The sequence below is a fragment of the Roseovarius sp. Pro17 genome, from assembly GCF_035599575.1.
Classification (GTDB): domain Bacteria; phylum Pseudomonadota; class Alphaproteobacteria; order Rhodobacterales; family Rhodobacteraceae; genus Roseovarius.
Genome location: NZ_CP141179.1, coordinates 970,761 through 995,684, shown reverse-complemented (window position 1 = coordinate 995,684; position 24,924 = coordinate 970,761). Strand labels below are relative to the sequence as shown.

27 protein-coding genes are annotated in these 24,924 nt (G+C 60.5%); 5 read left to right on the top strand and 22 right to left on the bottom strand.

The window, feature by feature from the left end; genetic code table 11:
- Positions 1–116: 116 nt before the first annotated feature.
- The 3 genes from U3654_RS04850 to U3654_RS04840 all read left to right on the top strand — a co-directional run bounded on the left by U3654_RS04850 (position 117) and on the right by U3654_RS04840 (position 1,989).
- Positions 117–1,049, top strand: a complete 933-nt coding sequence (locus U3654_RS04850) for a LysR family transcriptional regulator (protein WP_324754228.1) — start codon at positions 117–119, stop codon at positions 1,047–1,049.
- A 196-nt stretch (positions 1,050–1,245) separates the two neighbouring features.
- Complete coding sequence (locus tag U3654_RS04845; RefSeq protein ID WP_324754227.1) at positions 1,246–1,677, top strand: hypothetical protein; 432 nt, start codon at positions 1,246–1,248, stop codon at positions 1,675–1,677.
- A gap of 24 nt (positions 1,678–1,701) precedes the next feature.
- On the top strand, positions 1,702–1,989 hold the full coding sequence (locus tag U3654_RS04840; protein WP_324754226.1) for a coiled coil domain-containing protein: 288 nt from the start codon (positions 1,702–1,704) through the stop codon (positions 1,987–1,989).
- A gap of 108 nt (positions 1,990–2,097) precedes the next feature.
- Here U3654_RS04840 and U3654_RS04835 read toward each other — a convergent pair whose 3' ends face one another.
- The 6 genes from U3654_RS04835 to U3654_RS04810 all read right to left on the bottom strand — a co-directional run bounded on the left by U3654_RS04835 (position 2,098) and on the right by U3654_RS04810 (position 9,258).
- Positions 2,098–3,315, bottom strand: a complete 1,218-nt coding sequence (locus tag U3654_RS04835; RefSeq protein ID WP_324754225.1) for an acetate/propionate family kinase — start codon at positions 3,313–3,315, stop codon at positions 2,098–2,100.
- Positions 3,308–4,276 (bottom strand): bifunctional enoyl-CoA hydratase/phosphate acetyltransferase, encoded by a 969-nt coding sequence (locus U3654_RS04830; RefSeq protein WP_324754224.1) that lies wholly within the window; start codon positions 4,274–4,276, stop codon positions 3,308–3,310. The genes U3654_RS04835 and U3654_RS04830 overlap by 8 nt, the downstream gene beginning before the upstream one ends.
- A gap of 109 nt (positions 4,277–4,385) precedes the next feature.
- Positions 4,386–6,269 carry a PHA/PHB synthase family protein gene (locus U3654_RS04825; RefSeq protein ID WP_324754223.1) on the bottom strand — a complete coding sequence of 628 codons (1,884 nt, stop codon included), beginning with the start codon at positions 6,267–6,269 and terminating at the stop codon, positions 4,386–4,388.
- 429 nt (positions 6,270–6,698) lie between these two features.
- On the bottom strand, positions 6,699–7,877 hold the full coding sequence (locus U3654_RS04820) for a site-2 protease family protein (RefSeq protein ID WP_324754222.1): 1,179 nt from the start codon (positions 7,875–7,877) through the stop codon (positions 6,699–6,701).
- 119 nt (positions 7,878–7,996) lie between these two features.
- Entirely contained in the window at positions 7,997–8,335 is a 339-nt protein-coding gene (locus U3654_RS04815; protein WP_324754221.1) for a chaperone modulator CbpM, read from the bottom strand.
- Positions 8,332–9,258 carry a J domain-containing protein gene (locus tag U3654_RS04810; RefSeq protein WP_324754220.1) on the bottom strand — a complete coding sequence of 309 codons (927 nt, stop codon included), beginning with the start codon at positions 9,256–9,258 and terminating at the stop codon, positions 8,332–8,334. Before U3654_RS04810 ends, U3654_RS04815 begins: the two co-directional genes overlap by 4 nt.
- A gap of 385 nt (positions 9,259–9,643) precedes the next feature.
- Between U3654_RS04810 and U3654_RS04805 the strand changes: the two genes are divergently transcribed.
- Positions 9,644–10,375, top strand: coding sequence for a Crp/Fnr family transcriptional regulator (locus U3654_RS04805; RefSeq protein WP_324754219.1), 732 nt, complete (start codon positions 9,644–9,646; stop codon positions 10,373–10,375).
- 5 nt (positions 10,376–10,380) lie between these two features.
- Here U3654_RS04805 and U3654_RS04800 read toward each other — a convergent pair whose 3' ends face one another.
- The 15 genes from U3654_RS04800 to U3654_RS04730 are packed head-to-tail and all read right to left on the bottom strand — an operon-like array spanning position 10,381 to position 22,547.
- Positions 10,381–10,779: a CBS domain-containing protein gene (locus U3654_RS04800; RefSeq protein ID WP_324754218.1), complete on the bottom strand. Its 399-nt coding sequence runs from the start codon at positions 10,777–10,779 to the stop codon at positions 10,381–10,383.
- Between the two features lie 36 nt (positions 10,780–10,815).
- On the bottom strand, positions 10,816–11,724 hold the full coding sequence (locus U3654_RS04795) for a FoF1 ATP synthase subunit gamma (RefSeq protein WP_324754217.1): 909 nt from the start codon (positions 11,722–11,724) through the stop codon (positions 10,816–10,818).
- Entirely contained in the window at positions 11,708–13,234 is a 1,527-nt protein-coding gene (locus U3654_RS04790) for a F0F1 ATP synthase subunit alpha (protein ID WP_324754216.1), read from the bottom strand. Before U3654_RS04790 ends, U3654_RS04795 begins: the two co-directional genes overlap by 17 nt.
- Entirely contained in the window at positions 13,206–13,964 is a 759-nt protein-coding gene (locus U3654_RS04785; protein ID WP_324754215.1) for a F0F1 ATP synthase subunit B, read from the bottom strand. Before U3654_RS04785 ends, U3654_RS04790 begins: the two co-directional genes overlap by 29 nt.
- A gap of 2 nt (positions 13,965–13,966) precedes the next feature.
- Positions 13,967–14,269 carry a F0F1 ATP synthase subunit C gene (locus tag U3654_RS04780; RefSeq protein ID WP_324754214.1) on the bottom strand — a complete coding sequence of 101 codons (303 nt, stop codon included), beginning with the start codon at positions 14,267–14,269 and terminating at the stop codon, positions 13,967–13,969.
- Positions 14,266–14,976, bottom strand: a complete 711-nt coding sequence (locus tag U3654_RS04775) for a F0F1 ATP synthase subunit A (protein ID WP_324754213.1) — start codon at positions 14,974–14,976, stop codon at positions 14,266–14,268. Before U3654_RS04775 ends, U3654_RS04780 begins: the two co-directional genes overlap by 4 nt.
- The gene (locus U3654_RS04770; protein ID WP_324754212.1) at positions 14,967–15,272 is read right to left on the bottom strand and encodes an ATP synthase subunit I; all 306 of its coding nucleotides are present in this window, start codon (positions 15,270–15,272) and stop codon (positions 14,967–14,969) included. The genes U3654_RS04775 and U3654_RS04770 overlap by 10 nt, the downstream gene beginning before the upstream one ends.
- Positions 15,269–15,553: an AtpZ/AtpI family protein gene (locus tag U3654_RS04765; RefSeq protein WP_324754211.1), complete on the bottom strand. Its 285-nt coding sequence runs from the start codon at positions 15,551–15,553 to the stop codon at positions 15,269–15,271. Before U3654_RS04765 ends, U3654_RS04770 begins: the two co-directional genes overlap by 4 nt.
- On the bottom strand, positions 15,550–15,957 hold the full coding sequence (locus U3654_RS04760) for an ATPase (RefSeq protein WP_324754210.1): 408 nt from the start codon (positions 15,955–15,957) through the stop codon (positions 15,550–15,552). Before U3654_RS04760 ends, U3654_RS04765 begins: the two co-directional genes overlap by 4 nt.
- Entirely contained in the window at positions 15,954–17,336 is a 1,383-nt protein-coding gene (gene atpD / locus U3654_RS04755; RefSeq protein WP_324754209.1) for a F0F1 ATP synthase subunit beta, read from the bottom strand. The genes U3654_RS04760 and atpD overlap by 4 nt, the downstream gene beginning before the upstream one ends.
- The gene (locus U3654_RS04750) at positions 17,329–17,889 is read right to left on the bottom strand and encodes an HdeD family acid-resistance protein (protein WP_324754208.1); all 561 of its coding nucleotides are present in this window, start codon (positions 17,887–17,889) and stop codon (positions 17,329–17,331) included. Before U3654_RS04750 ends, atpD begins: the two co-directional genes overlap by 8 nt.
- A 30-nt stretch (positions 17,890–17,919) precedes the next feature.
- Positions 17,920–18,834, bottom strand: a complete 915-nt coding sequence (gene arcC / locus U3654_RS04745) for a carbamate kinase (protein WP_324754207.1) — start codon at positions 18,832–18,834, stop codon at positions 17,920–17,922.
- Between the two features lie 2 nt (positions 18,835–18,836).
- Complete coding sequence (gene argF / locus U3654_RS04740) at positions 18,837–19,838, bottom strand: ornithine carbamoyltransferase (RefSeq protein WP_324754206.1); 1,002 nt, start codon at positions 19,836–19,838, stop codon at positions 18,837–18,839.
- 15 nt (positions 19,839–19,853) lie between these two features.
- Positions 19,854–21,083 (bottom strand): arginine deiminase, encoded by a 1,230-nt coding sequence (locus U3654_RS04735; protein ID WP_324754205.1) that lies wholly within the window; start codon positions 21,081–21,083, stop codon positions 19,854–19,856.
- A 15-nt stretch (positions 21,084–21,098) separates the two neighbouring features.
- A complete protein-coding gene (locus tag U3654_RS04730; RefSeq protein ID WP_324754204.1) occupies positions 21,099–22,547 on the bottom strand; it encodes a YfcC family protein in 1,449 nt (482 codons plus the stop codon).
- A gap of 219 nt (positions 22,548–22,766) precedes the next feature.
- Here U3654_RS04730 and U3654_RS04725 point away from each other — a divergent pair, with 219 nt between their 5' ends.
- Positions 22,767–23,885 carry a hypothetical protein gene (locus U3654_RS04725; protein WP_324754203.1) on the top strand — a complete coding sequence of 373 codons (1,119 nt, stop codon included), beginning with the start codon at positions 22,767–22,769 and terminating at the stop codon, positions 23,883–23,885.
- 310 nt (positions 23,886–24,195) lie between these two features.
- Here U3654_RS04725 and U3654_RS04720 read toward each other — a convergent pair whose 3' ends face one another.
- Positions 24,196–24,576 (bottom strand): hypothetical protein, encoded by a 381-nt coding sequence (locus tag U3654_RS04720; protein ID WP_324754202.1) that lies wholly within the window; start codon positions 24,574–24,576, stop codon positions 24,196–24,198.
- Positions 24,577–24,924: the final 348 nt, after the last annotated feature.

Genomic DNA, 24,924 nt, shown 5'->3' with positions numbered 1-24,924 from the left:
GAAAACCTGCATGCGCCTCGCGGTCAAATAGGCTATGACTATATTAAGTATAGCCCTGAAAGAGTCCGACCTGAGATCGGCCCGCCGGGGGCGCAGAAACCGATGGATAACAAAGAATGGATGCCAATCTACAGTCGGACCTGAACTGGAACCTGCTGCGCATGTTTTACATGATCGCGACGGAAAAGAGCATCACCAAGGCTGCCAAGCGTCTGGGCCTCAGTCAACCATCTGTCAGTAATGCCCTGCAAAAACTGGAAACACAGCTGCGGTGCCAGTTGGTGTTTCGCGATAGCCGTCACTTTGAGCTGACGCAGCGCGGCGACAGGATTTATCAAGAATGCCGCGACATCTTTCACAGTGCCGAGCGGATCGCGTCGCTGATCCGCGGCGCAGCCGAAGGTGAGAGCGGCGAGGTGCGCTATCAGATCATCAGCAATCTGGCATCGCCGATGCTGGACGAAATCCTGCGCCTGTTTCACCAGCGCCACCCGTCCGTCAGCTTTCAAAGCGAGGTCCAGAACAGTCAGGTGATCGTGCGAGGTATTCAGGAAGGCCGTGTGAATGTCGGCTTTTGCCTGCTGGCGCAGCCGGTGCCCAATCTGTGTTCTCTCCGCCTGTTCCGGGAGGAATTTCTTTTGTTCTGCGGCGCTGAACACCCGCTATTCGGGCAGGAAACCATCAGCATAGAGGACGTGCAGCGCGAGCCGTTCATCTCATTCGCCTGCGCGACCGAGGGCGCCGGCCTTGAGCCTATGTCGATGCTGCGCGATGGCCCGCGTCTGGGTGAACATATCAGCGGCCTCAGCACCAACATGGAAGAGGTGCGCAGGATGATTGTAGCAGGTCTGGGGATCGGTATTCTGCCACTGATGTCAGCAACGGGCGATATCCAGGACGGCGCGCTGTGGCCACTAAAGATCACGGACGAGCCAATTGGTGCCGATGTACATCTTGTTCATGCTCCGACCGATGACCTGACGCCAGCTGAGCAGAAGTTTGTGAAAGTCGTCCACGAACTGATCGCACTATATCCTGATATAGTTTGATTGATCGCCATAGGTGTGAACGGTCATCACGCCAGCATGATGCCGGACCTGTCACACCATATAGCAGCGATACTGCGACTGCTACACACGAGGCCGCCACGCCGAAATGCCGGACGTTGATGCCGGTTAATGCGCCTCACGGCAATACAAGTGAGCGTTTGGGGAAGGCCGCATTTTTAGAAAAAAGGATAGCAAGATGACAAGCCATGAAAACACCTCCGCCGCAACGGAGAACGCTCTCAACGCGGCTCAGGTTCTCTTCACCGCAAACCCGATCTTTCTCACGCCGCAGACAAAGCACATTCTTCAAGCGCAGGAGCGCTTTTTTGATGAGATCGAAAAATTCTCAACGATCTGGTTCCAACGTCGTCAGGATGCGACACGTTCGTTGATAGATGCTGGCAGGCGGATCGTATCCGAAGGCGGGAATGATCCGGCAAAGGCCATAAAGGAACTTACCGAGTGGCAAACCCATTCGATGGAGCGTTTGGCCGAAGATGCAAAAGACTGCACCGAGATGATGACGCAATGCGCCGAGGCCCTTGTTAAAAACGAGGTCGAGGCGACGGAAGAAACTGCCAAAAACGCAAAAAAGGCAACGACAACCAGCAAATCCAGCCCGGTCTGACCGGAACGCTGAGGAGTAGATGAGATGGATCGCAAAGACGCCTATCAGGACAAGTTGCAAGCGCAGCTTGACGAATGGAAGGCGCAGATCGCCAAGCTGCGCGCCAAGGCAGAACAGGCGCAGGCCGACGCGCGACTGAAATACATGCAAGAAGTCGATGAGCTTCGCGAGCATCAGAAAAAGGCCGAGACGCGGATGGAAGAGTTGCAGCGCGCTCAGGGCGAGGCATGGAAAGACATGAAGTCTGGCGTCGAGGCGGCGTGGGACGAAATGGGCGAAGCCATGAAGCGCGCCCGAAAACGGTTTTCGTGATCGTGCGTCAAAGGTGTTGAGCGACTGATGAGCAACAAGGTTGGTTCGGCGGCAGCTTTTCTAGCTTTATTGCCTCTGATTCAAATGTGACCTGACGGTTTACTGCTGTCAGGCGCGCATGTAATCGCGGCCAACATCGCTCGCCAGCAGATCATAGGCCCGGCGCGCCAGAACCCGCTCTTCGTCCGTTGGAAGCATTAAGACCGGCAAACGGCTCTGAGAGGTGGTCAGGTATGGCCCACCGTCCCTGTTCGCGGATTCGTCCAGATCTGCCCCAAGCCAAGCCAGTTCGTTGACCAGCCGCGCGCGCAAATCGGGAATGTGTTCGCCCATGCCGCCCGTCAGGACGACGCCATCCACCCCGCCCAATGCCGCCGCCAGCGATCCGAAATTGCGCCCGCATTGATAGACAAAATAGTCCACCGCCTCAGCGGCCTCAGTGCGGTCACTGGCCAGTAGATCGTTCATTTCACCGCTGATCCCCGACACGCCCAGCAGGCCGGACCGCTCGTACAGCATATCGCGCACCTCTTCGGGACTATGACCACGATCCATGATCAGATGCAGAACTACGCCGGGGTCCAACGCACCGCAGCGCACCCCCATCGGCAGTCCGTCCAGCGCCGTCAGGCCCATCGTCGTGGCGATGCTTTGCCCGTTTTTCAGCGCACACATGCTGACCCCGCGCCCTAGCTGCGCCACGATGATCCGCTTTGCTGCCAGATCGGGGTACGAGCGTTCCAGCTTGTGCGCGATATAATCGTAGGACAGGCCGTGAAATCCATAGCGCAGGATGCCGTCCTCCGTCAGGGCGCGCGGAAGGCCGAAAATCTGCGCATGACGCGGCTGTGTGCGGTGAAACGCGGTGTCGAAACATCCAATCTGCGGGATGCCCGGATAATGCTCTTGGACCTGCCGGATTGGGCGCAGGTTGTGCGGTTGGTGACTGGGTGCCAGAGGCTCGAGCGTCTTGAGCTGCGCAAGAACGTCATCGTCGATCAGAATGGGTGCCAAGTAGTCTGCCCCACCGTGAACGATGCGATGAGAGAACGCGACAATCGTGCCAAGGCCCGATACCTCATCCAGCCGCGCAAGCATATGGGCCAATGCTTCGGGATGGGCGCTGTCTGCGCTTGTCGGCGTTCCCAGTTCGGTTTCCGTCTGCGTTCCAGCGACCAGATCTTTTTCGGTCAGCACCATTTCGTCCGGCAATCCACGGATGTGGAAATTTCGCACCTGGACGGGCCCAGCCTCACTTTGGCGAAAGATACCGCAGCGCAGACTTGACGATCCGGCGTTGAAGGTCACGACCAGTTTTTCAGCCATTAATCAGGCCCTCCGCCTTTTTCCTTGCTGCGGCGACGAGGACGACCAGTGCGGCAGACGCGCAGCGTTGTTCCACGGTGTCGGCCCGGCTAGTCAGGGCAATCGGCACCGCGGCGCCCATGACGATGCCGGCTGTCTCAGCTTGGGCCAGATAATCGAGGTCCTTGACCAGAATATTGCCCGACACCAGATCCGGCACGATCAGGATATCGGCATGACCCGCAACGTTCGATACGATCCCCTTGATCGCTGCCGCCTTGGGCGAAATCGCCAGGTCCATGGCCAGCGGCCCGTCGACGTCGGCGCCCGAAATCGTGCCACGATCGGCCATCTTGCAGATCGCGGCGGCGAAAATCGTCGACTCGATCTTTTCGTTGATATTCTCCGAGGCCGAAAGCAGCGCGACCTTGGGGCGTTCAATCCCCAGCGCGTGGGTCAGGTCAATGGCGTTCGCAGTAATATCGCGCAGCGTGCCAAGGTCGGGGCGGATGTTGATTGCCGCATCCGACACGAACAGCAGCCGCGCATAGCTGGACACATCGATCGCAAAGACATGGCTCATCCGGCGGGCTGTCCTCATTGCCTTTTCCGAAATGACGGCATGCATCAGGATATTGGTCTTTATCGCGCCCTTCTTGAGCCCTTCGACCTTGCCGGAAATGGCGAGGTCGACGGCCATGCTGGCGGCCTTTTCCGGGGTGTCCGCCGCGATGATCTGCGTGCTGCCGAGCGACAGACCCTCCTCCTCGGCCACCTGTCTGATCCTTGCCTCGGGGCCAATCAGAACAGCCTCGATCAGGCCCCTTTTTTGGCTCTCGATCGCGCCGGTCAGGCTGGGACCGTCCACCGGATAGATAACCGCGACCCGGATCGCGCCAGCGTCGCGCGCGAGCTGCTCAAGTCGATCCAGTCGGTCGGGGCGCCAACCAGATGGAGTATGAGAAGTGACATCATCATTCATGTTTATTCTATCCTTTGAAGCTCGGCCAAAGCGTTTCGGGCTATACCTGATGCAGGGATAGCCCGAAATACAACGTGCCATATGAGTGTTGCGCCGCGTTTCGCAAAAATCAGCGCTGAAAGACGTAAGTGCCCGGCGCGTCACCCAATGGCGCGGCCCCGCTTTTACCGCTACCCATCTGGGGTGGCTTTCCGGTTCCGCTGGAATGGCCGCGCAGCCATGTCACCAGTTCCGGCCACCACGATCCCTCCTCAAGCGGCGCGTTCGCGCGCCAGTCTTCGGGTGCCACATAGTTGGCCCCATCCGGCGTCGCCGTGATTTGATAGCTGCGGCCCGCGTGACCGGGTTCGCTGACGATCCCGGCGTTATGCCCCCCAGAGGTCAGAACAAATGTGACGTCAGTATCCATCAACAGATGAATTTTATAGACCGACTGCCAAGGTGCCACATGATCACCCGTCGTGGAAACGCCGAACACCGGAGCCGAAATATCGGTCACCGCGACGGGCCTGCCACCGACCTGATATTGGCCCTGCGACAGTTCGTTGTTCAGATAGAAGCTGCGCAGATATTCACTATGCATCTTGTAGGGCATACGCGTCGCATCGGCATTCCATGCCATCAGATCAAACATCGGCTGCGGTTTACCCATCAGAAATTCATGCACGTAGCGCGACCAGATCAGATCACTTGATCGGAGCAGTTGGAATGCCCCCGCCATCTGTTTCGTGTCAAGATATCCCTGATCCCACATCATGTGTTCCAGGAATGACACCTCGCTTTCGCTGATGAACAGCTGCAATTCACCTGGATCTTTGAAATCAATCTGAGCGGCGAGCAGGGACAAGGTTTTCAGCCGGTCATCGTGATCACGCGCCATCTGCGCCGCCTTGGCCGACAAAAGCGTGCCGCCCAGACAATATCCAACGCCGTGGATCGGCATGTCCGGAACGATACGGTTGACGGCATCCAGCGCTTCACCCACCGCATTGAGGTAGTCACTCATTCCCAGATCGCGATCCTGCGCATCGGGGTTGCGCCAAGAAATCATAAAGACGGTGAAGCCTTTTTCGACCAGATAGCGCACCAGTGAATTATGCGGCGACAGATCAAGGATGTAATATTTCATGATCCATGCCGGAACGATCATGATCGGCTCGGAGGTGACAGCATCAGTTTGGGGGGCATACTGAATCAACTCCAGCAAATGCGATCGAAAGACGACTTTGCCCGGCGTCACGGCCACATCGCGGCCCGGCAGATAATCCTCTGACCCGACGGCTGGCTGGCCGGATATCGTGCGCTCCAAATCCTCAATCAGGCTCTGCCAGCCACGGACAAGGTTGGCACCATCCTCTTTGACGGTCTGGGCGATCACTTCGGGGTTGGTCCATAGCCTGTTGGATGGCGACATCATGTCGAGGATTTGGCGCGTGATGAACGACACGACCTGCTCGTCGCGTCGCGACATGCCATCAATATCGTTGGTGGCATTGTACCACCATTGCTGCGTCAGCAGAAAGTTCTGGTAGATCAGGTTGTATGGCCATTGCTGCCATTCGGATGCGTCGAACCGCTTGTCGTGTTCCAATGGTAGGATGCACGGAGTTGCCCTGCCCTGTTGGCCCGAAGCAATCGCAAAACGCGCGGCTTTGCGGGCCGCCTTTTCCATCAACTGCACCTGTTTTCCCGGCGAGCTGGCCAGATGTATCCACCAGTTAAAGATACTCGTCGACAATCCAAACGGCGTCACCCCCATCGTCAGGCGGGCGAGCTGCGCCTTTAACGCACGATCCAGACTTTGTGTGCTGAAGTTGTCTGGCCTGACCCGGTCGCAGTGCAGGCCCAGCTCTGGCGGAATCGGCTCTTTGGATGGATCAAACTCTGGCGCTTTGATCCGGGGCGGGCTGTTTTTGTCCGTTGCCTCGGGCCGGGGCCGCATCTGCGCAACGTTACTTTTCTGCGCTTTACGTTTCTTGTTTGACTGTGCCATCGTTTCTATCCTGTTCATCAATCGGATTTTTGCAAGCATCGCCACCGGGTGGATCAGATGTTCTGGTCATAGACCTGCACATCCTTGCTCAAATTTAACGTCAGTGGTTCGACTGCTTGCCGTTCCTTTTTCTTGTCATCGACGCGCACCCTCCGCGGCATGCAGCGACATGTCCGCCAGTTTGCGTATATTTCTGCCAAGAAACGTGGAACGCTGGCCACATTCATTAACGCTCATTAAGAGTCCGTAAAATGTTGGCCATATCTCTTTGACTTTGGCCAAAGAGAAGATTTGTGAACCGGCTCTCATGGCAGACAATTCCCATCACTGATGACACGCCCCCTCGGCGGCTTTGCCGGGCATCTCCGGCCAGCCCTCAGACGTGCGGTGGCATCAAATGCGCATAGCCAGCGGGATTTGCGGCCCTCATCAAACGTTCTGCCCCCTTGCTGTCGATGGTTTCGATCCGCCTGCGCGCGACAACTCACTAACCTGCCTCGTCAGGGCAAGATAGTTGATCAGATCCGACATCGAAATAACGCCTACCAATCGCTTGCCGTCTGCGACCAGGTATTTGCGCCGATTTGAGTCGGCCATACGGTCAATCAGCTCTTCGGCTGTCATATCCGGGCTGGCCGTGTTGCTGTCGTCGCTGGCGATAAGCACATCATCGACGCGGGTTCTAGGCCAACTCTCCTGATCGGTCAGCATGGCGGTATCCAGATCAATGTAGCCCAGCAAGCGCCCCTCCTCGACCACCGGGATAAAGCTGAAGCGATGTCGCAACACAGTATCATGGACAAGGCTCATGAGGGTCCGCTCGGGTGCCGTGGTCACGACCGACCGGCTCATCAAATCGCCTACCGTCTGGTGTGTCACCACCGTCGCCATCAGCTGTTGACGATAGGCGTTCTTGGCCGCCCCAAGCAAAAACAGCCCAATCAGGACCTGCCAAATGCCACCAACCGCGCTGCCCCCAACCACCGAAAACAATCCCAGTGCGATCAGCAACCAGGCCAGAATGGTGCCGGACATTGATGCCACCCGCGTCGCTTTAAGCAGGTTGCCGTGGCGTTTCCAAAGCAAGGCGCGCAAGACACGTCCGCCGTCCAGCGGAAAAGCGGGAAGCAGATTGAACAGGGCGAGAACCAGATTGATCAGGGCAAGATAGCCGAATATCGCCGCCGCCGGGTCCGGCAGTTCCAGTCGCACAGCGATTATTTCGACGACCCAGAACAGGGCTGCCAAGGCGATGCTCATCGCCGGTCCGGCCAGCGCCACCCAAAGCTCGGCCTTGGCGGTTTCGGGTTCCGCGCCCAGCTCGGCGACACCGCCAAAGAGGAACAGGGTGATCCCTTTGATTTTCATACCGAAACGTCGCGCCACAACGGAATGCGCCAATTCGTGCAGGATCAAAGAGCCAAAGAACAGCAGCATCGCCGCCAAGGCCATGACGACATAGGCAAACAGCGTCCCGCCCGGCACGACGAACGGAAAATAGCCCGTCGCGAGGCTCCATGTGATCAAGGCGGCTATCAAAAACCAGCTTGGATCGATTTTCACGTCGAAACCCATCAGCGACATGAGCCTGAATGATCTGGAGAACATTGCGCACCTCTTGAATATAACAAGCAAGTCTATTGATCTTGGCGCAGTCCCGAATTGATCGGCATCAACAGGCGGACTGATATCAGTTCACTGAATGCCGCTGACGGACAAAACACGCGTCATTTCTGTTGCGTCATTCCCTTGCGATACGCGGCGACAATCGCCTGCCGTGTCTCCTCGGGCTGGGCGTCCACGGCATCGGCCAGACTGCGCAATTCGCGCCGCAGCCCATGAACCTGATCCAGCAGCGACAAAATCACTGGAACCGTATCGGTGGGTAGCGACAAATCCTTGCGCAGGTCACGCACCAGCCGGATACGCGCCAAATCCAGTTCGTCAAAGGAGGGACCGTTGTCACTTTCGGCGGGCCTGACCCAACCTTCCTGCACCCAGAATCTGAGTTCTTGCAATCGCACGCGTCGAACCCGGGTCAAGACATCGCGTTCACCCAACATCATACAGCCCTCCAAAGATCGGCGCGCGGGTCTTCGCTTACATTGTCCCGCCAGTCCTGCGCAATCTGTTCCATTCTTGTGTCGATCTTGCGCGGCATCACGACCCGCAAGCGGACGTATTGATCACCTGCGGCCCCCTTGGCAGGTGCAATTCCTTTGCCCTTTAGCCGCAATCGCTGTCCCGTCGAGGCCCCTTTGGGAATACTCATCGACACCTTGCCCGACAGCGTCGGAACCTCGATCTTTGCGCCCAGAACAGCCTCGTCGAACCCGATCGGGACCTCGACTTCGATGTCGTTTCCGTCACGCGTAAAAACCGGATGCGCGCCCACGCCAATCTCCACATAAGCGTCGCCCGCCGGACCACCGCCCATGCCTGGCTGGCCTTTTCCGCGCAAACGAAGTGTCTGGCCATCGCGGATCCCAACCGGGATCGTCAGGTCAATCGCACTGCCATCTGGCAAAGGCACGGCGCGTTTCGCGCCCCGCACGGCATCCATGAAATCGACGTCCAGACGATAGCGCACATCGCCGCCACGCGCGGCAAAGCCCTGCCCGCCGCGCGACTGCCTTCGGCCGCCAAAGAGATCGGCAAAGATATCCGAAACATCCTCGAAATCTCCATAGCCTTCGGCCGACTCGTAGCGGCCCATCGGGTCAGCCCCGGTATGTTGCCGATAATACTGCCGTTCCGGTCGTTCCTGTCCGCTGGCGTCAATTTCGCCCGCATCAAAGCGTTTGCGCTTCTCTGCGTCGCCAATGATTTCATAGGCGGCAGAGATCGCCCGAAATTCGGCGTCCTTGGCCTTGTCGCCCGGATGCAGATCAGGATGGAGCGTCTTGGCCAGCTTGCGGTAGGCCTTCTTTATGTCAGCCTGCGGCGCGTCCTTGGGAACACCGAGGGCCTTGTAGGGATCATCACTCATTTACTACGCCCTTTGTTTCGTCCCGCATGTTGCTGCCCAGATTTCTCGCTGCGCGGCTTCGTCCAGTGTCTCGACCTCCGGTTGGCGGCCTTCGTTTTAATATCGCGATTGTTCGTCAGAATTTCCAGTGCGCGAACCCGAGATTTCGTCCCACGCATCGCGCACGGCTTCGCTATCATTCATCAACACCAAAACACGTGGCACGCGAGGCTGACTGTCTTAATCCGCTGCAGCAGGACCCGCCGTGCCAAAGTGGCTGAAAACCGCCGGTGTGACGTTGTGTCCCGCCAAACGGCCCTTAGATCGCATAGCTTGAGCGCCTATTGTCATCATAGATGATTTCCTAGTTTTCATTTTTCGTAGTTTTCACAATAGGATTGCACTGATGCTCAATCGCCCGGTGATCGTGCCAAACGGCCTTCAGAACACGTTGAAGAGCATATTGGTCGGCAACGACACCTTCCGGACCCGATATGCCAAGCGCGATGAAATTCTCGTTCACGAAAGCGACGCTGCAGATTATTCCATTTTGCTGCTCGACGGCTGGATCGCATTGTCCAAGACGTTCCAATCGGGCGATGTGCAAATCATCGACATGATGTTACCCGGCGATTTCGCCCTCGTCGGCACCCAGATGGTCGCCGTCGCCGCCACCACAATGGAGGCGCTGAGCGATGTCGAATACATCCGGATCGGCCCCAACGACGCCAACGGACCTTGCGCGGCCTCGGCGCGATTGCGTCAGGTTCTGGCTGCGTCGATCCTGACGACGCAATCGCGCACGTCCGAACTCCTTTTGCGGCTGGGCCGTGGCAGCGCCGCCAGCCGGATCGCCTATGCGCTGCTGGAAATCTACACCAGATTGCAGGCGGTCGGCCGCACCGAAGGCGCCGCATTTGAGTTTCCGATCTCTCAGCAGAAGTTCGGCGAATTCACCGGGATGACTAACGTCCACGTCTGTCGCACGATGCGGCGTTTCGAGGTTGGTGGCCTGATCCGGCATTTTGATCGCCACTCCATCGAGTTGATCGACCTGCCCGCGCTATGCGCGCTGGCCGATATCGATCTCGATCGCTTCAAGGAGGAAATTCTCATCAGGTGGCCGTTGCCGGCCTGAGCGGATCAACGACATTCGACCGTCTCGCCCAGGGCCTGCCCGGCCAATTCCTCGCTTGCGTCGCGCGCGATGTCGCCAAGGGATATGACACCGACGAGGCGACCGCCCTCGTCGCAAACCATAAGCCGTCTAATCTGCCACTCGCCCATCAGCCGCGCAGCCTGAACGATATCGCAATCAGCGCGGCAGACCATGACAGGGCGCGTCATAATCTTGCGAACTGGCACGTCAGAGACCGGTCCCAGATTGGATAGAAGGCGGATCACAAGATCGCGGTCGGTCACGATCCCGATGGGTTTGCCACGCAGGCAAACCGGAAGCATCCCGATATCACGATCCCCCATCAACGCCGCCGCCGCGCGCACCGAGGTGTTCGGACCGATGGTTGTAACTCGTGTTCGCATGATCTGATGTACCAACATTGCATCCACCCCATAATCCTAGCGGCTGGCCGCGCGGTTGCGCTTTTTGCGGCGATCCCGCCCTTTGAGCGCCTCGAAGCCGACGATGACATCCAGAAGTTCGGTCGTGATCTCGCTTTGCCGGACCGAGCGGGTTTCGGCCTTCAAGTCCTCCAGGTTTTCATCGACGGATTGCTCGGCCTGCTGCATCCGGGCAAGGCGGGCGGCGTTTTCCGTCACCAGCGCCTCTGCCGCGGCGCGGTAGAGTGTGGCAAAGACCAGATTTCGCACCAGCCCCGCCAACAGATCGGGGGCCGGCAGCGTATGTTGCGGCAGGCTGCGCGACACCCACGGTCGCTGCGCGAGCGCGTCCAGCATATCGGGATCGAGCGGCAGCAGCGCCTGCGTGACCGGCGATTGCAGACCATGCGCGCCGCGCTGCGTATAGACCAGATCGGCAGCCAGAGCGCCCTGCCCGGCCTCTGCGCGCACCGTGTCCAGCCGTGTGACCAGCTGGCTCGCCAACCGGATCAGCCCGTCGGCATTGGCAGGCGGCAGCAACGTCGTAACAGGCGTGACCCCCTCGCCCCCAAGCGCATCCTGCATCTGCGCGCCGACGCAGATGACCTGCGCCCTGCCCACGTCGGGCTGGCGCACGACCTCACGCGCCAACAGCTCGTTATAGTTGCCACAAAGGCCGTGATCGGACCCCATCACGATCAGCACCCTTTGCGGATCGTCCACAGTCCTATGCTTCAATGGGCCGTTGCAGTGCAAGAAAGCGTGCAGCCCGTCCAGCACGATATCGCGCCAGGCATCTATCGCCTCGGCCGCTTGCTCGTACGGGGCGGCGTTGATGGCCGACATCGTCTTCATCGTGCGCACGATGCCACGAATGCTTTGCATCGTGTCGGTGCGCCGGGTCAGGCGTTCAAGCGTCTGGGCCATGTTCTGCCTCCGAGATTGCCGCACGCGCGGCGTTCACGATGCGGGCGCGATCCTCGTCGCCAAGACTGCGATCGGAGGCGATGATGTCCGCCGTCTCGCTGACATTGATGCGCACATCCTCGCGAATGGCCGCCATCGCGACGGCCATTTCGGCCTCGTCCATATTGTCCAGAAGGCCGCCCATCGCGGCCAGCAGAACCGCCAACTGCTCGTCCGGAGCCATCGGATCACGCTCGGGCTGACGTAGCGCCCCGCGCACGGCTGCACCACGCGCCAGCCGGTGGCGTGTATCGTCGTCAAGGCGCGTTCCAAAGCGCGCGAACTCTTCCAGTTCTTCGAATTGCGACAGGGTCACGCGCAGGTTGCCTGCCACCTCACGGAACGCAGGCGCCTGCGCCTTGCCGCCCACGCGGCTGACCGATACGCCCAGATCGACCGCCGGAAACTGGTTTCTGCGCACGAGGCGGGGCGAGAGATAAATCTGTCCATCGGTGATCGAAATCAGGTTCGTCGGGATATAGGCCGACAGGTTTTCGGCCTGCGTTTCCACCACCGGCAGCGCCGTAATCGACCCGCCCCCGGCATGATTAGCGAACTGGCCCGCCCGTTCCAGCAGGCGCGCATGCACAAAGAAGATATCGCCCGGAAACGCCTCACGACCTGGGGGGCGGCGCAAGAGCAGCGACAATTCGCGGTAGGAATGGGCGTGATGCGTCAGATCGTCGAAGATGATGACGACATCATTGCCGCCCATGGCGAGGACCTCGGCCATCGACATGGCGGCGTAGGGCGCGACGTAGGACAGGCCCGGCGCCTCTTCGTCGCCTGCCGAAATCACCACGGTTTTATCCATCATGCCGCCGTCGCGGATCGAACCGATGACCTTGGCCACCGCATCGCCGCGCTGACCGATAGCGCAATAGACGCACAGAACGCTGGTGCCCTTCTGGTTCAGGATCGTGTCGACCGCTATGGATGTCTTGCCGGTTTGGCGATCGCCGATAATCAGCTCGCGCTGCCCCAGCCCCACGGGGACGGCGGCATCGATGGCCTTCAGTCCCGTCGCCAACGGGCGGGCTACGGGCGCGCGATCCAGAATGCTGGGCGCTTCCATTTCGATGGGGCGGGTGCGGTCCGTCTGTGGCGGCGCGCCGCCATCGCGGGGACGGCCCAGCGCATCCACGACCCGGCCCAGTAGCGCACGGCCAACAGGCACTGCGACCACCCTGCCAGTGCGGCGCACATCCGTGCCCGGCACGACATGCCCCGCATCGCCCAACAGCACGACGCCCAAGCGCCCCTCTTCCAGATCAAAGACGACGCCCATAAGGCCATTGCCGAAATCCAGCATTTCGTCCACCAGCGCGCGCGCCAGCCCGCTTACGATGGCGATGCCGTCGCCCACCTCGGTCACCTGCCCGATCTCGCTTAGTTCGGGCTGGGGTGCGGGGGCATCCAGCAGGGCTTGCAACAGGGCATTTTCATGCGGCATCGGACTGCCCTCTTTCATGGCGCGCGCCTTCCAGTATGTCCTGCAACCCATTCACATAGGCATCTGCGGTCCACCCCAGTTGCGCGCCGCCTACGCGCAGGCCCAGACCTGGCGATTGGTCCGGATCAGTGCGGAACTGCACGTTGATATCCGGCATCGCGTCCCTAATATCACGCTTGAGCCGCGCTTGCAGATCGTCCGGCAGCCGGGCTTGGGTCGTGACGATCGCCTTGCGGCTTTCGCCCGCGGCATCCGCCAGATCAGCGGCCATGCCCGGCAAACGCTCGGCCGCGCGGGCGACGATGCGGTCCTCCAGCGTTTCGCCCGAAAGATCGCCCAGCGCCTTGCGCAAAAGGGCCACCAAGGCCGACGCGCCGCGCAGTTCCAGATCGGCGGCAAAGCGGCGCGCCTCGTCGGTGCGCGCCTCCTCGCGCGCGGCATGCTCGCGGGCGGTCTGCTCGCGGGCGGTCGACAGGATCTGATCGCGCTCCTGCTCGGCCTCCTTACGCGCCTCGGCCAGCACGCCCTCACGCCCTGCCTTCAGCCGGGCGATTTCGAACTGATGCTCGGCCTCGGCTGCCTCGGCCTCGGCGCGGATGCGGCCCGCCTCTTGCATACGCTCGGTAATCTGACGCTCGCGCGCGTCGATGCCGTCCAGAATAGGTCGGTAGAGAAACCGCTTGAGCAGCCACACCAGCACCAGAAAGTTGGCGATCTGCGCCGCAACGGTGATCCAGTCGATGGACATGCTTAGCCACCCACCCCCACGGACGCCCCTTGCTTGGCGGCCTCGACTGCCGCATTCCAGAACGGGTTGGCAAAGAGCAGGATCATCGCAACGACAAAGCAGTAGATAGCCGTCGATTCGATCATGGCGAGGCTGACGAACAGCGTGCGCGACAGCACCCCGCCCGCATCAGGCTGCTGCGCGATGGCGCTAAGGGCCGATGCTGCGGCGCGTCCTTCGCCCAGCGCCGGGCCAAGCGCGCCGAACGCGACGGTCAGTCCAGCCGTAAAGATCGAGATGGCGGCGATGATGGATAGATCGGTCATGTCTGCTCCTTTGCAGTTTGTTCCGCAGGCCCAGACTGAGGTTCTGGCGTGGCCGTCGCGGATGAGATGTAGACAGTGGCGAGAATGGCAAAGATGTAGGCCTGGATGACGCCGGTCAGCATCCCCAGCATGTCCATCACCACGGGGAAAAAGAACGGCGCGACACTCAGCAGGATCGCGGCGATCACCGCGCCGCTCATCACGTTGCCGTAAAGGCGGATCGCCAGTGATACGCCGCGTGACGCCTCACCGATGATGTTGAAAGGCAGCATGACGATGTTCGGCTCAATATAGCTGCGCAGATAGCCGCCAAGGCCACGGCTGCCGATACCAAAAAGCGGCACGGCGACCAGCACCGCCAAGGCAAGGCCGGCAGTGGTCGAGAGCGACGCGGTCGGCGCGTGCCAGCCCGGAACGATTGCAAGCAGGTTCGACACAATGATGAACAAAAACAGCGTGCCCGAAAAATATAGCAGGCGGCGGTCGGGCCGCGCGCTAATCTCGTTGATCTGGCCCTGAATGGTCAGCACGATCGTCTCAAGCGTTGTGCGCCAGCGGTCAGGCGGCACGTCGGGGCGTAGGTTGCGGGTGATCAGGATTGACGCGCCAGTCAGCAGCGCCATCACGATCCATGTAAAGACGATGGTGGCGTTAAGGCCGAAACCGGCAATGCTGAATAGGATCGTGTCGTCAGGGGTCAGTTCCATTGTTCGCCCCCTTTGACCGACTTAGGCCGAACTGTAGCCACCAGAACAAGCCGCAGCGCCAGAAAGGCCAGCGCAAAGCCGACCAGTGCCGAGGTGCCCAAAAATGCGGTCCACCAGCCAGCGGCCAACAGCAACGCGATGCGAAGCGCAGCACTGGGAACCAGCACCGCGGCGGGGCGCGCGCTGCGCAGTGCCAACTGCACCCCCCAGGCCAGCCCCGCGAAATAGGCCGCGCCCGCCGCCGTCCCGGCCAATATCCCCAGCCCGACAGCGATCCAATCTATCCCAGACATCATTCGTCCTTCTCCTTGTCGATCCAGATCCATGCCAGCACCGCTCCGATGGTGACGCCGCCAAGGATCAGCGCAATGGTCCACGAGAATTCCTGCGGGCGCACCCGATCCAGCCAGAGACCCAGAAACGCGCCTGCGACGGTCGGCACGGCGACCGACCAGCCGATCATCCCGAACACGCCGATCCCGCGCAGCGGGCTGGGGCCGGGATTTTCGCGTGCCGCCTTCTTGCGCGCCGCGCTGCGGGCGATCTGATCGGTCTGCTTTTTGCGATCCTCGGTCATGGCTGCGTCCTCAGCCCGGCAAAGCGGCGCACCATGTCGGCCTCAAGCCGCGACAGGGCGGCGCGCGCAACGCGCTCTTCGTCCTCGACCTGATCCCAGAAATCGGTGACCGCTGCGTCCAACGAGGCCAGATCGTCCGCCACGACACCGCGCTGCACGGCGATTTCGACATCGTGACCCTTCTTGACCAGCACCCCCTCGTCGATGCCGAAAATTCGCTCGGACCCATCAGGCTGTGTTACCAGCAGGACCGATGGCACCAGCGCCGTGACGAAATCGATATGGTTGGGCAGGATGCCGAAGCCGCCATCGGCTGCGTAGCCGCTTAGCTGCGTAGCCGCGCCCTCGAACAGCGATCTGCCCGGCAACCCGATCCTGACCTGCATTTCGCGCGCCATGTTCATGATGCGGCCTCCAAATCGCTGAGCGCGCCGATCATGTAGTAATCGCTCTCGGGGCGCTCGAAACTGGTCTGGCTGAGGATCGTCTCGCAACCGTCCAGCGTGACCTCCATCGGCACCAGCTTGCCGCCCTCGCCCGTTGATCCGGCGACCGTGGCGAAGGGCTGGGTCAGGAACCGTTCCAGCCGTCGGGCACGCGCGACGATGGCGCGGTCATGGGCCGACAACTCTTCGATGCCGAGCATAGAGATGATGTCGCGCAGATCCTCGTATTCGGCCAGCGTGCGGCGCACCGCGCGGGCGATGTCGTAGTGGCGCTGACCTACCACATTCGGCGTCAGCATGACCGAGGCCGAGGCCAGCGGGTCGACCGCAGGATACAGCCCCTCACTGGCACGTTTGCGCGACAGCACGACCGAGGCCGAGAGGTGCGAAAAGATATGCGCCGCCGCCGGATCGGTGAAATCGTCGGCAGGCACGTAGACCGCCTGAATGGAGGTGATCGCGCCCCTTTGGGTCGACGCGATACGCTCTTGCAAGGTGGCCAGTTCGGTCGCCAGCGTCGGCTGATAGCCCACGCGGCTGGGCATCCGGCCCATCAGGCCCGACACTTCGGACCCCGCCTGAACGTAGCGAAAGATGTTGTCGATCAGCAGCAGCACGTCCTGTTGGCGGTCGTCGCGAAACCATTCGGCCATTGTCAGCGCGGACTTACCCACCAGAAAGCGCACACCGGGGGCCGCGTTCATCTGGCCGAACAGCATGACCATCTGGTCGCGCACGCCGGCCTCGCCCATCTCGCGCCACAGCTCCTCTGCCTCGCGGGACCGCTCGCCGATACCGCAGAATAGGCTGACGCCATGATGATGCTCGACCGTGTTGTGGATGAGCTCGCTCAGCAGCACGGTTTTGCCCACGCCTGCACCGCCGAATAGCCCGGTCTTGCCGCCGCGCTCGATAGGGGCCAGCAGGTCGATAGCCTTGATGCCGGTCTCGAGCACTTCGGCGCGCAGCACGCGGTCTGATAGCGGCGGCGGCGCGCGGTGGATCGAGCGACGCTCGCTTACCTCTGGCGCGGGCTGACCGTCAATCGGTTCGCCAAAGACGTCCAGCATCCGACCCAGCACGGCCTCGCCCACCGGCACGCGGACCGGGCCGCCCGTGGCACGCACGGGCGTGCCAAGGCCGAGGCCATGCACCGGTCCAAGGGCGATGCAGCGCGCTGCGCCGCCCTCGACAAAGGTCATGACCTGCAGCGCCACGTCGCCTGCATAGAGCAGATCGTCGATCTCGGGGCCGCCTTGCGCGAACACCGCATCAACGATCCCGCCGCGCACGGCGACGACCTGGCCCTGGGCCACGATGGTAGCGGCGTCAGGCATTGCTCGCCTCCGCGCGCACGCCCTTCAACCGCATGGCCAACCCGACAAGAAGCACACCGAACAGCACCGAATAAAGCCCGATCAGCCAAACCACCGAAATGATCCCGGCACCGGGCATGACGATCAGCAGAATGCCAAACAGCACCGACAGCGCCCCGCCCGCGATCAACAGCCATTCACCTGTGATCTGCTTACGCAACGCGACCGCCGCGGCGATCCGCAGGACACCGCCGACGATGGCCCAGGCGGCAATGAACATCAGCAGAACCAGCGCCGTAACGCCGGGCATAAAAAATGTCAGGAGGCCAACAGCAATGCCCAGGATCGCCTCGACCACCCAAATCCACAGATGCTGCAGCCGGGCGCGATTGCGGATCGCATAAACCAGCCCAAAGATGCCGTCGACCAGCACATAGGCGGCAAAGAGTATGATCAACACCGCCAGCGTGAGGCCCGGCCAGATAAAGGCCGCAATGCCAAAGATGATGGCCGCAATGCCGCGTATCAGAAATACCCACCAATCCTGCGCCAGCCGATTTATCAGATGTTCCACTTTACTACTCCTCGGTATCTTACTGGAATCTTATGATTGTTCCGAAACGATCCGCGTTCCTGCTTTGCCTTCCAAAATCGAAAGCGCGCTGTCCAGCCGTCCGATGCCAGCCATGCCTCCGCTGGTGGCGAAGGTGGCGGCGGCGACAACCTTCGGCTTCATTGAGCCAGCGGGCAGATCCAGCTTTAGCGCGTCTTTGGGGGTGATCTGGCCGATCTCGGCCTGTTCGGGCGTGCCAAAACCCCGCATCACGGCGGGCACGTCCGTCAGCAACAGCAACGCATCCGCGTCCAGTTCCTGCGCCAGCAGGGCGCTGGCCGCGTCCTTGTCGATGACGGCCTCAACGCCGGTGAGGCTGCCGTCCTTGCCGCGCAGCACGGGGATACCGCCGCCGCCGGTGCAGATCACGATAACGCGCTGATCTAGCAGCAGCTTCAGCACGCGGATATCGGGGATTTCCACCGGCTTGGGCGACGCCACGACGCGGCGCCATTTGTCACCATCGGCCGCAATGGTCCAACCTGCGGCCTTGGCACGCGCCTCGGCCTCGGCCTTCTCGTAGACGGGGCCGATAAATTTGGTCGGGTCCTGAAACGCCGGATCGGCCGCATCGACCACCACCTGCGTCAGCAGTGTTGCGACCGGGCGCGAGTGTTCCAGCGCATTCTCCAACTCCTGCTCGATCATGTAGCCGATCATACCGCCCGTCTCGGCCCCCAGAACGTCCAGCGGATAGGCCTCATCCGGTTTATACGCCGCACCCTGAAGCGCCAGCAGCCCGACCTGCGGGCCGTTGCCGTGGGTGACGACCAGATCGTGACCAGCGCGGACAATCTTGGCCAGCGCGGCTGCGGCGGTCCGCGCGTTTGAACGCTGGTTCTCTGCGGTCAAAGGCTGGCCACGCTCGAGCAGCGCATTACCGCCAAGGGCTGCAACGACAAGCATGTTCAGCCCCCCAATGTGGCGACGAGGACCGCCTTGATCGTGTGCATCCGGTTTTCGGCCTGATCAAAGACGATTGAGGCCGGGCTCTCGAACACCTCCTCGGTGACTTCCATGGAATCAAGGCCGAACTGCTCCTTGATGTCCTTGCCGACTGCAGTGTCTGTGTTGTGAAAGGCTGGCAGGCAGTGCATGAACTTGGCGCGCGGGTTGCCGGTCTTTTTCATGACGTCCGCGTTGACCTGATAGGCTTTCAGTAGTTCAATTCGCTCGGCCCATTTATCCTTGCTCTCACCCATCGAAACCCAGACGTCGGTGTAGACGTAATCGACGCCTTTGACGGCCTCGTCCACATCCTCGGTGATGGTTATGCGCGCGCCGGTCTCTTTGGCGACCTGCTGCGCCTCGTCCTGAATGGCCTTGGTAGGCCAGAGGGATTTGGGCGCGCACAGACGCACATCCATGCCCATTTTGGCCCCGCCGATCAGCAGGCTGTCGCCCATGTTGTTGCCCGCGTCCCCGATGAAGCAATAGGCGACCTCGCGCAGCGGTTTCTCGGCATGTTCCTGCATGGTCAGGAAATCGGCCAGAATCTGTGTCGGGTGAAATTCATCCGTCAGCCCGTTATAGACCGGCACGCCGGACCAGTCGGCCAGCTCTTGCACGATCTTTTGACCAAAGCCGCGATATTCGATCGCGTCATAGACGCGGCCCAGCACGCGGGCGGTGTCCTTGACCGTTTCCTTGCCCCCAATATGGGTGCCGGACGGGCCGAGATAAGTGACCGTCGCGCCCTGATCATGCGCCGCCACCTCGAAGCCGACGCGCGTGCGCGTGCTGTCCTTCTCAAAGATCAATGCGATCTCCTTGCCCTTCAGCGTCTCGACCTCGGTGCCGGCGTATTTGGCGGATTTGAGGTCTGCCGACAGCTTGAGCAGGAACCCAATTTCGGCGGGCGTAAAGTCGCGCAGCGTCAGGAAGCTGCGGTTTTTCAGATTGAAAGCCATGTCGTTAACTCCTTTTCAAACCGCGTCACGGATGGTCGGGCAGGACATGCAGCGGCTGCCACCCCTGCCCCGGCCCAGCTCGGCACCCGGCATTTCGATGACCTCTATGCCCTCAGCGCGCAGCGCGGCGTTGGTGTCGTCATTGCGGTCGTAGCCCATGACCAATCCGGGGCGCAGGGCCAGCACGTTGTTGCCGTCGTTCCACTGCTCGCGGGCCTGCTCGAACGGATCATGGCCACCCGTGGGCACGACCTTGAGTTTTTTGAAACCCATCACATCGGCCACCACGTCGAACATCGGGCGTTTGTCGTGGCGCATGTCCAGCGGCTTACCGCCTTCGCCGGGATGCAGGTCATAGCAGGTCATCTCGTCCGCGACCTCCTTGAAGCTGGTGACGATATTGTCGCCGCAGAAGGTGAACACGGTGTCCAGATGCATCGCCGCGCGCAGCTTGGGCATCTGGCAGGCTACCACCCGCTCGGCGCGGCCCTGTTCGAACAGCGCCTGTGCCAGAAGACCGACGGCCTGCGGCGATGTCCGCTCGCCCATGCCGACCAGCACAACACCGTTTCCGACGGGCATCTGATCGCCGCCCTCCAGTGTGGCAAGGGCGTAGTCCTGCTCCGGATCGCCCCAGATCACCTCGACGCGGCCCTTGAACTTGGGGTGGAACCTATAGATCGCGGCGGTCAGCAGCGTTTCAGGGCGACGGGCCTGCCAATACATCGGATTCAGCGTGACGCCCCCATAGATCCAGGCCGAATTGTCGCGCGTAAAGAGGAAGTTGGGCAACGGCGGCAGGATAAATCCGTGATGGCCCAGATATGCGCCAAACATGCTTTCGGCCTCAAAAGGTACGTCGGCGACGGTCAGACCGCCGATCAGGAACTTTGCCAGCTCTTGACCGGACAACTCGTCCATCCAGGCGCGCAACTCGCGGCGCATACCGACGCCGACATGAATGGCAGCAATGCGGCGGTCCAGCACCCAGTTGCGCGCCTCCTTGATGTCCATCGTCTCGGCCAGCAACGCGCCCGTCTCAAGCACTTCAACGCCTTCGCCCCTCATCGCATCACCAAAGGCGTCGTGATCCTTCTGCGCCTGCTTGACCCAGAATACGTCGTCGAACAGGAGGTCCTCGCAGTTGTCGGGCGTCAGGCGGCGATGCGCCAGACCGGGGCGGCAGATGATAACCTGCCGTAGTTTTCCGGATTCAGAGTGAACGCCAAGCTTTTGATCGGTCATGGTATTTCCCTTAACTCAGATTATGGCGGCAATGCTGATCGCAGCCGTGATGAGGACGATGAGGGCCAGCAGCAACGGCCAGATAAAGACCAACCAGCGGTCATAGGACACGCGCCCTATGGCCAGTCCGCCGATCACCACCGCAAAGGTCGGGTTGATCAGGTTCACAAGGCCGCTGGCCGACTGGTAGGCGGTCACAACCAGATCGCGGCTGACATTGGCAAAGTCGGCCAAGGGGGCAAGAATGGGCATCGAAAGCACCGCAAGGCCCGAGGACGACGGCACGAGAAAGCTCATCCCCGCCTCGATCCAGAACATCAGGTTGATAAAGGCCAACTCGCCCACACCAGCCAGTGTCTCTTCGGCGCTGTGCAGGATCGTGTCGGCAATCAGGCCCTGCTCCATAATGACGACGATGCCGCGCGCCAGGCCAATGACCAGCGCAACGCCCAGAAGGTCGCGCGCACCATCGACGAAACTGCCGGTCAGCTTCTTCTCGCCCATGCGGGCGATGACGCCGGTCACGATGGCCGCGCCCAGGAACAGTGCGCCCATCCGCGCCATCCACCAGTCCTGCGAGGCGACGCCCCAGATCATCACGACGAACGTCAGTGCAAAGACGACCAGCACCACTTTCTGCGTGGTCGAGAGGACATCATCGACCTCGCCAGCGGGGGTATCCTTGAGGAAGAGACGCTTGTGCGCCTCAGCCTGATGCGCCACGACCGAGCGCGACGGATCAGCCTTGACCCGCTGGGCGTAGCGCATGACGAAGGCCGCGCAGATCGCAAGGCCAGCAAGCAGGATAATCACACGCAGCACAATGCCGTCGGTAAACGGAATACCCGCCGCGTTTGACGCGATAACCGTGGCAAAGGGGTTGATGGTCGACCCCAGCACGCCGATGCCCGCACCGATCATGATTACGGCAACACCCGTCACCGCGTCATATCCGGCGGCGATCATCACAGGGATCAAAATGGCGTAGAAGGCCAGCGTTTCCTCGGCCATGCCATAGGTCGTCCCCCCCAAGGCGAAAACGGTCATGAGAATCGGGATCATCCAGATCTCGCGCCCCTTCATCCGGGTCATCGCCGCCCGGATCCCGGTATCGACGGCGCCCGTCGCATTCACGACGCCCAGAAACCCGCCGAGAAACAACACAAACAGTGCCACGTCGATGGCGTTGGCCGCATAGCTATCGGGATCATAAAAGCCCGCGATCGGCGCGAGCATCACATCAACGAAACCCTGCGGATTGCGGTCCACCTGCGCGTAACTTCCGGCGACGGCCACCTCGCGATCCAATGCCGGGTCGAAAATGCGCTCATACTGGCCGGCAGGAATGATCCAGGTCAGCACGGCGATCACGATGATCAGCAGGAACAGGATCGTATAGGCGGTCGGGAAACGCGACTCGAGCGCCTGTTCATCATCGGGTTGAAGAGTGGGGTCGGAGGACATCAGTCAGCTTCCTTTCGCGAATGAACGTGCGCTGGGATGCCTATGCGCGCCCCGACGGATTTCTTCCGTTGCATCCTGTCGAAGGTCGGGGTCGGTCTCATTGATCTGGGTCAATGGCCGCAAAGCGCGCAGCGGATAGGGATGCATGTAGGCGCGTGCAAACGCCGGTGCCCTATTGCGGCGACACGCCGGAGGGCTAGAAATTCAGGAGATTTTCCATTGCTTTACGTCGAAACCCCAACACTGAAACAGATTGGCAACCTCAATCAGGTCCGTTCGGACGCGTGCGTCTCGATCTACCTCAAGACGACGCCGTTGACGCAGAACATCGGCCAGAGCCGGACCAACCTGTCCAACCTGGTCAAGACCGCCATCAGCCAGCTGGAAAAGGCCGGACTGCCCAAGCGGCGCATCTGGCCGCTGGAGGAGCATCTGGGCATTCTGCTGGAGGATGATGATTTTTGGGAGCATCAGGCAAACAGCCTCGCCATCCTTGCAACCCCCGAACGCATCCGCACCTATCGGCTGGCCAACGATCTGCATGATAGTGTCGAGGTGTCGGATCGCTTTCACCTCAAACCGCTGCTGCGGGCGGTAACGTTCCCGCATGTAGCGCATGTTCTGGCAGTGTCGGAAAATGACGTGCGCCTGATCGAGGTGTTTTCGGACCTGCCGGCGCGGGAAATCAAAGTGCCGAATATGCCACGCGATGCGGCCAGCGCCGTCGGCAAGGCGTCGATCAACGACAGTGGGTCGGGCCGTCGAATTCAGGGGCTGGAGGGTCAGAAAATCCGCCTTGGCCAATATATTCGCAAGATTGACGCGGCCCTTCGCCCCATTCTGCAAGGGTCGGAAATGCCCGTGGTTCTGGCCTCGACGTTGCCAGTCGATGCGCTTGTCCGCGCGCAGACCACACTGGTGCTGTTGCCGCAGACGATCGAGACCAGCCCCGATCACATGAGCGAGGCCGAGTTGGCCGAGGCGGCACGGCCAGTTCTGGATGCATATTACGACAGTCAGATCGCCGAATTCCGAGAGCTGTTTGACGAGCGTACCGGACAGAACCGCACTACGACCGATATTTCGGATGCGGCCCGTGCGGCAACGTTCGGCGGCATCGACACGCTGCTGGTGGATTTCGATTCCGTCACCGCAGGCGTGATTGACGACAATACCGGCGCTGTGACCTTTGCGCCTGAGGAAAGCGCGGAAAGCTATGGCGTCATTGACGAGATTGCAGGTCGCGCCCTGCGCACAGGGGCCCGCGTTCTGGCCGTGCGCCAGCAGGACATTCCCGGCAAAAAAGAACTGGCCGCAATCTTGCGCTATCCGATTTAGGACCGGCGTAGCGCCACAAGCAACGAGGGCGGCCACATGAGGCCGCCCTTTATCGTTTCAGCCCCTTCTTCACGCCCCCGCGACAGAGCAGCGAAACAGGAGCAGGGCGACTACTCAAAAAAAACTCAACACCCTGTAGGATCGTCCACAGAAACTTGCTCAAGACAATCCCGAAATCTGCGCCGCGATAGGCGACGAAGGTGGCGAGTTCCACGAAGTAGTGTGAGGGTAGTAGCCATGTGATCGGGTGCAGCTGAACGGGATGACTTTCGATTGGGGGTAATACCGCCAGATTGTAGCGTCATCGGCATCAGAAGCAGCGCGAATTGTGCCATCGGACGATGGATGATCGCACAGGCCAGCCATAGGCGCTGGCGCAATCCAAGCAGCAAATCCGCATAAGGTAAAAGGTTAAACTTGCCAAGAAACTCATTGATAAAAATGAAATTTCATCACTGATGAGGTGAAAAAATCGCGCATGCAACGCAAGGCTTTGCCGCACTTTAAATTCGCCATAGAGCGAGAAGTTCTGTGTCATGAATCCGACGCGCTTGCGCGCCTCAAAATTTTTTGCATCGGCCTTTTTGCCGAACAGCCACGCCTCGCGCTCACTGCGGGCAAAGGCCCGGTCAATATCTTCTCTGTCGTCGCCTTGGCGCAGCCATATAGCCATAAAATCCAAATATTTCATTGTGTTTGACCTAAAAGCTCACGTCACGCAAGGTGGTGAGATCACTGAAACGGCGCGTGAGTCCCTTGGCGAAAACGGTCGGGACAGACTGACCGCGGAGATCGCTGGGTCAAGGCACACCCTCGGCACCAGTTAGGCGGATGTAGGCGACACCCACGCAGGACTGTTTCGACCCGATCTATATAGGCTCAACCAACTCCTTGGGCAGGTGGGCCTTACTTTCTGCTATTCAAAGCAACAAACTTCTCATTCGGGATTCAATGGCAAGGACGCGGCCTTGGGGTTTGCGTCGCGCGATTTGGGCCACCTATTTCATGCGCCTACCGCAAGACTTTCGCTAGGACGCGA

What these genes read in the sequence shown, in the direction of transcription:
- U3654_RS04850 (WP_324754228.1), top strand. Translation starts at nt 117, where the DNA reads ATGGATGCCAATCTACAGTCGGACCTGAACTGGAACCTGCTGCGCATG.
- U3654_RS04845 (WP_324754227.1), top strand. Translation starts at nt 1,246, where the DNA reads ATGACAAGCCATGAAAACACCTCCGCCGCAACGGAGAACGCTCTCAAC.
- U3654_RS04840 (WP_324754226.1), top strand. Translation starts at nt 1,702, where the DNA reads ATGGATCGCAAAGACGCCTATCAGGACAAGTTGCAAGCGCAGCTTGAC.
- U3654_RS04835 (WP_324754225.1), bottom strand. Translation starts at nt 3,315, where the DNA reads ATGGCTGAAAAACTGGTCGTGACCTTCAACGCCGGATCGTCAAGTCTG.
- U3654_RS04830 (WP_324754224.1), bottom strand. Translation starts at nt 4,276, where the DNA reads ATGAATGATGATGTCACTTCTCATACTCCATCTGGTTGGCGCCCCGAC.
- U3654_RS04825 (WP_324754223.1), bottom strand. Translation starts at nt 6,269, where the DNA reads ATGGCACAGTCAAACAAGAAACGTAAAGCGCAGAAAAGTAACGTTGCG.
- U3654_RS04820 (WP_324754222.1), bottom strand. Translation starts at nt 7,877, where the DNA reads ATGTTCTCCAGATCATTCAGGCTCATGTCGCTGATGGGTTTCGACGTG.
- U3654_RS04815 (WP_324754221.1), bottom strand. Translation starts at nt 8,335, where the DNA reads ATGATGTTGGGTGAACGCGATGTCTTGACCCGGGTTCGACGCGTGCGA.
- U3654_RS04810 (WP_324754220.1), bottom strand. Translation starts at nt 9,258, where the DNA reads ATGAGTGATGATCCCTACAAGGCCCTCGGTGTTCCCAAGGACGCGCCG.
- U3654_RS04805 (WP_324754219.1), top strand. Translation starts at nt 9,644, where the DNA reads ATGCTCAATCGCCCGGTGATCGTGCCAAACGGCCTTCAGAACACGTTG.
- U3654_RS04800 (WP_324754218.1), bottom strand. Translation starts at nt 10,779, where the DNA reads ATGCGAACACGAGTTACAACCATCGGTCCGAACACCTCGGTGCGCGCG.
- U3654_RS04795 (WP_324754217.1), bottom strand. Translation starts at nt 11,724, where the DNA reads ATGGCCCAGACGCTTGAACGCCTGACCCGGCGCACCGACACGATGCAA.
- U3654_RS04790 (WP_324754216.1), bottom strand. Translation starts at nt 13,234, where the DNA reads ATGAAAGAGGGCAGTCCGATGCCGCATGAAAATGCCCTGTTGCAAGCC.
- U3654_RS04785 (WP_324754215.1), bottom strand. Translation starts at nt 13,964, where the DNA reads ATGTCCATCGACTGGATCACCGTTGCGGCGCAGATCGCCAACTTTCTG.
- U3654_RS04780 (WP_324754214.1), bottom strand. Translation starts at nt 14,269, where the DNA reads ATGACCGATCTATCCATCATCGCCGCCATCTCGATCTTTACGGCTGGA.
- U3654_RS04775 (WP_324754213.1), bottom strand. Translation starts at nt 14,976, where the DNA reads ATGGAACTGACCCCTGACGACACGATCCTATTCAGCATTGCCGGTTTC.
- U3654_RS04770 (WP_324754212.1), bottom strand. Translation starts at nt 15,272, where the DNA reads ATGATGTCTGGGATAGATTGGATCGCTGTCGGGCTGGGGATATTGGCC.
- U3654_RS04765 (WP_324754211.1), bottom strand. Translation starts at nt 15,553, where the DNA reads ATGACCGAGGATCGCAAAAAGCAGACCGATCAGATCGCCCGCAGCGCG.
- U3654_RS04760 (WP_324754210.1), bottom strand. Translation starts at nt 15,957, where the DNA reads ATGAACATGGCGCGCGAAATGCAGGTCAGGATCGGGTTGCCGGGCAGA.
- atpD (WP_324754209.1), bottom strand. Translation starts at nt 17,336, where the DNA reads ATGCCTGACGCCGCTACCATCGTGGCCCAGGGCCAGGTCGTCGCCGTG.
- arcC (WP_324754207.1), bottom strand. Translation starts at nt 18,834, where the DNA reads ATGCTTGTCGTTGCAGCCCTTGGCGGTAATGCGCTGCTCGAGCGTGGC.
- argF (WP_324754206.1), bottom strand. Translation starts at nt 19,838, where the DNA reads ATGGCTTTCAATCTGAAAAACCGCAGCTTCCTGACGCTGCGCGACTTT.
- U3654_RS04735 (WP_324754205.1), bottom strand. Translation starts at nt 21,083, where the DNA reads ATGACCGATCAAAAGCTTGGCGTTCACTCTGAATCCGGAAAACTACGG.
- U3654_RS04730 (WP_324754204.1), bottom strand. Translation starts at nt 22,547, where the DNA reads ATGTCCTCCGACCCCACTCTTCAACCCGATGATGAACAGGCGCTCGAG.
- U3654_RS04720 (WP_324754202.1), bottom strand. Translation starts at nt 24,576, where the DNA reads ATGAAATATTTGGATTTTATGGCTATATGGCTGCGCCAAGGCGACGAC.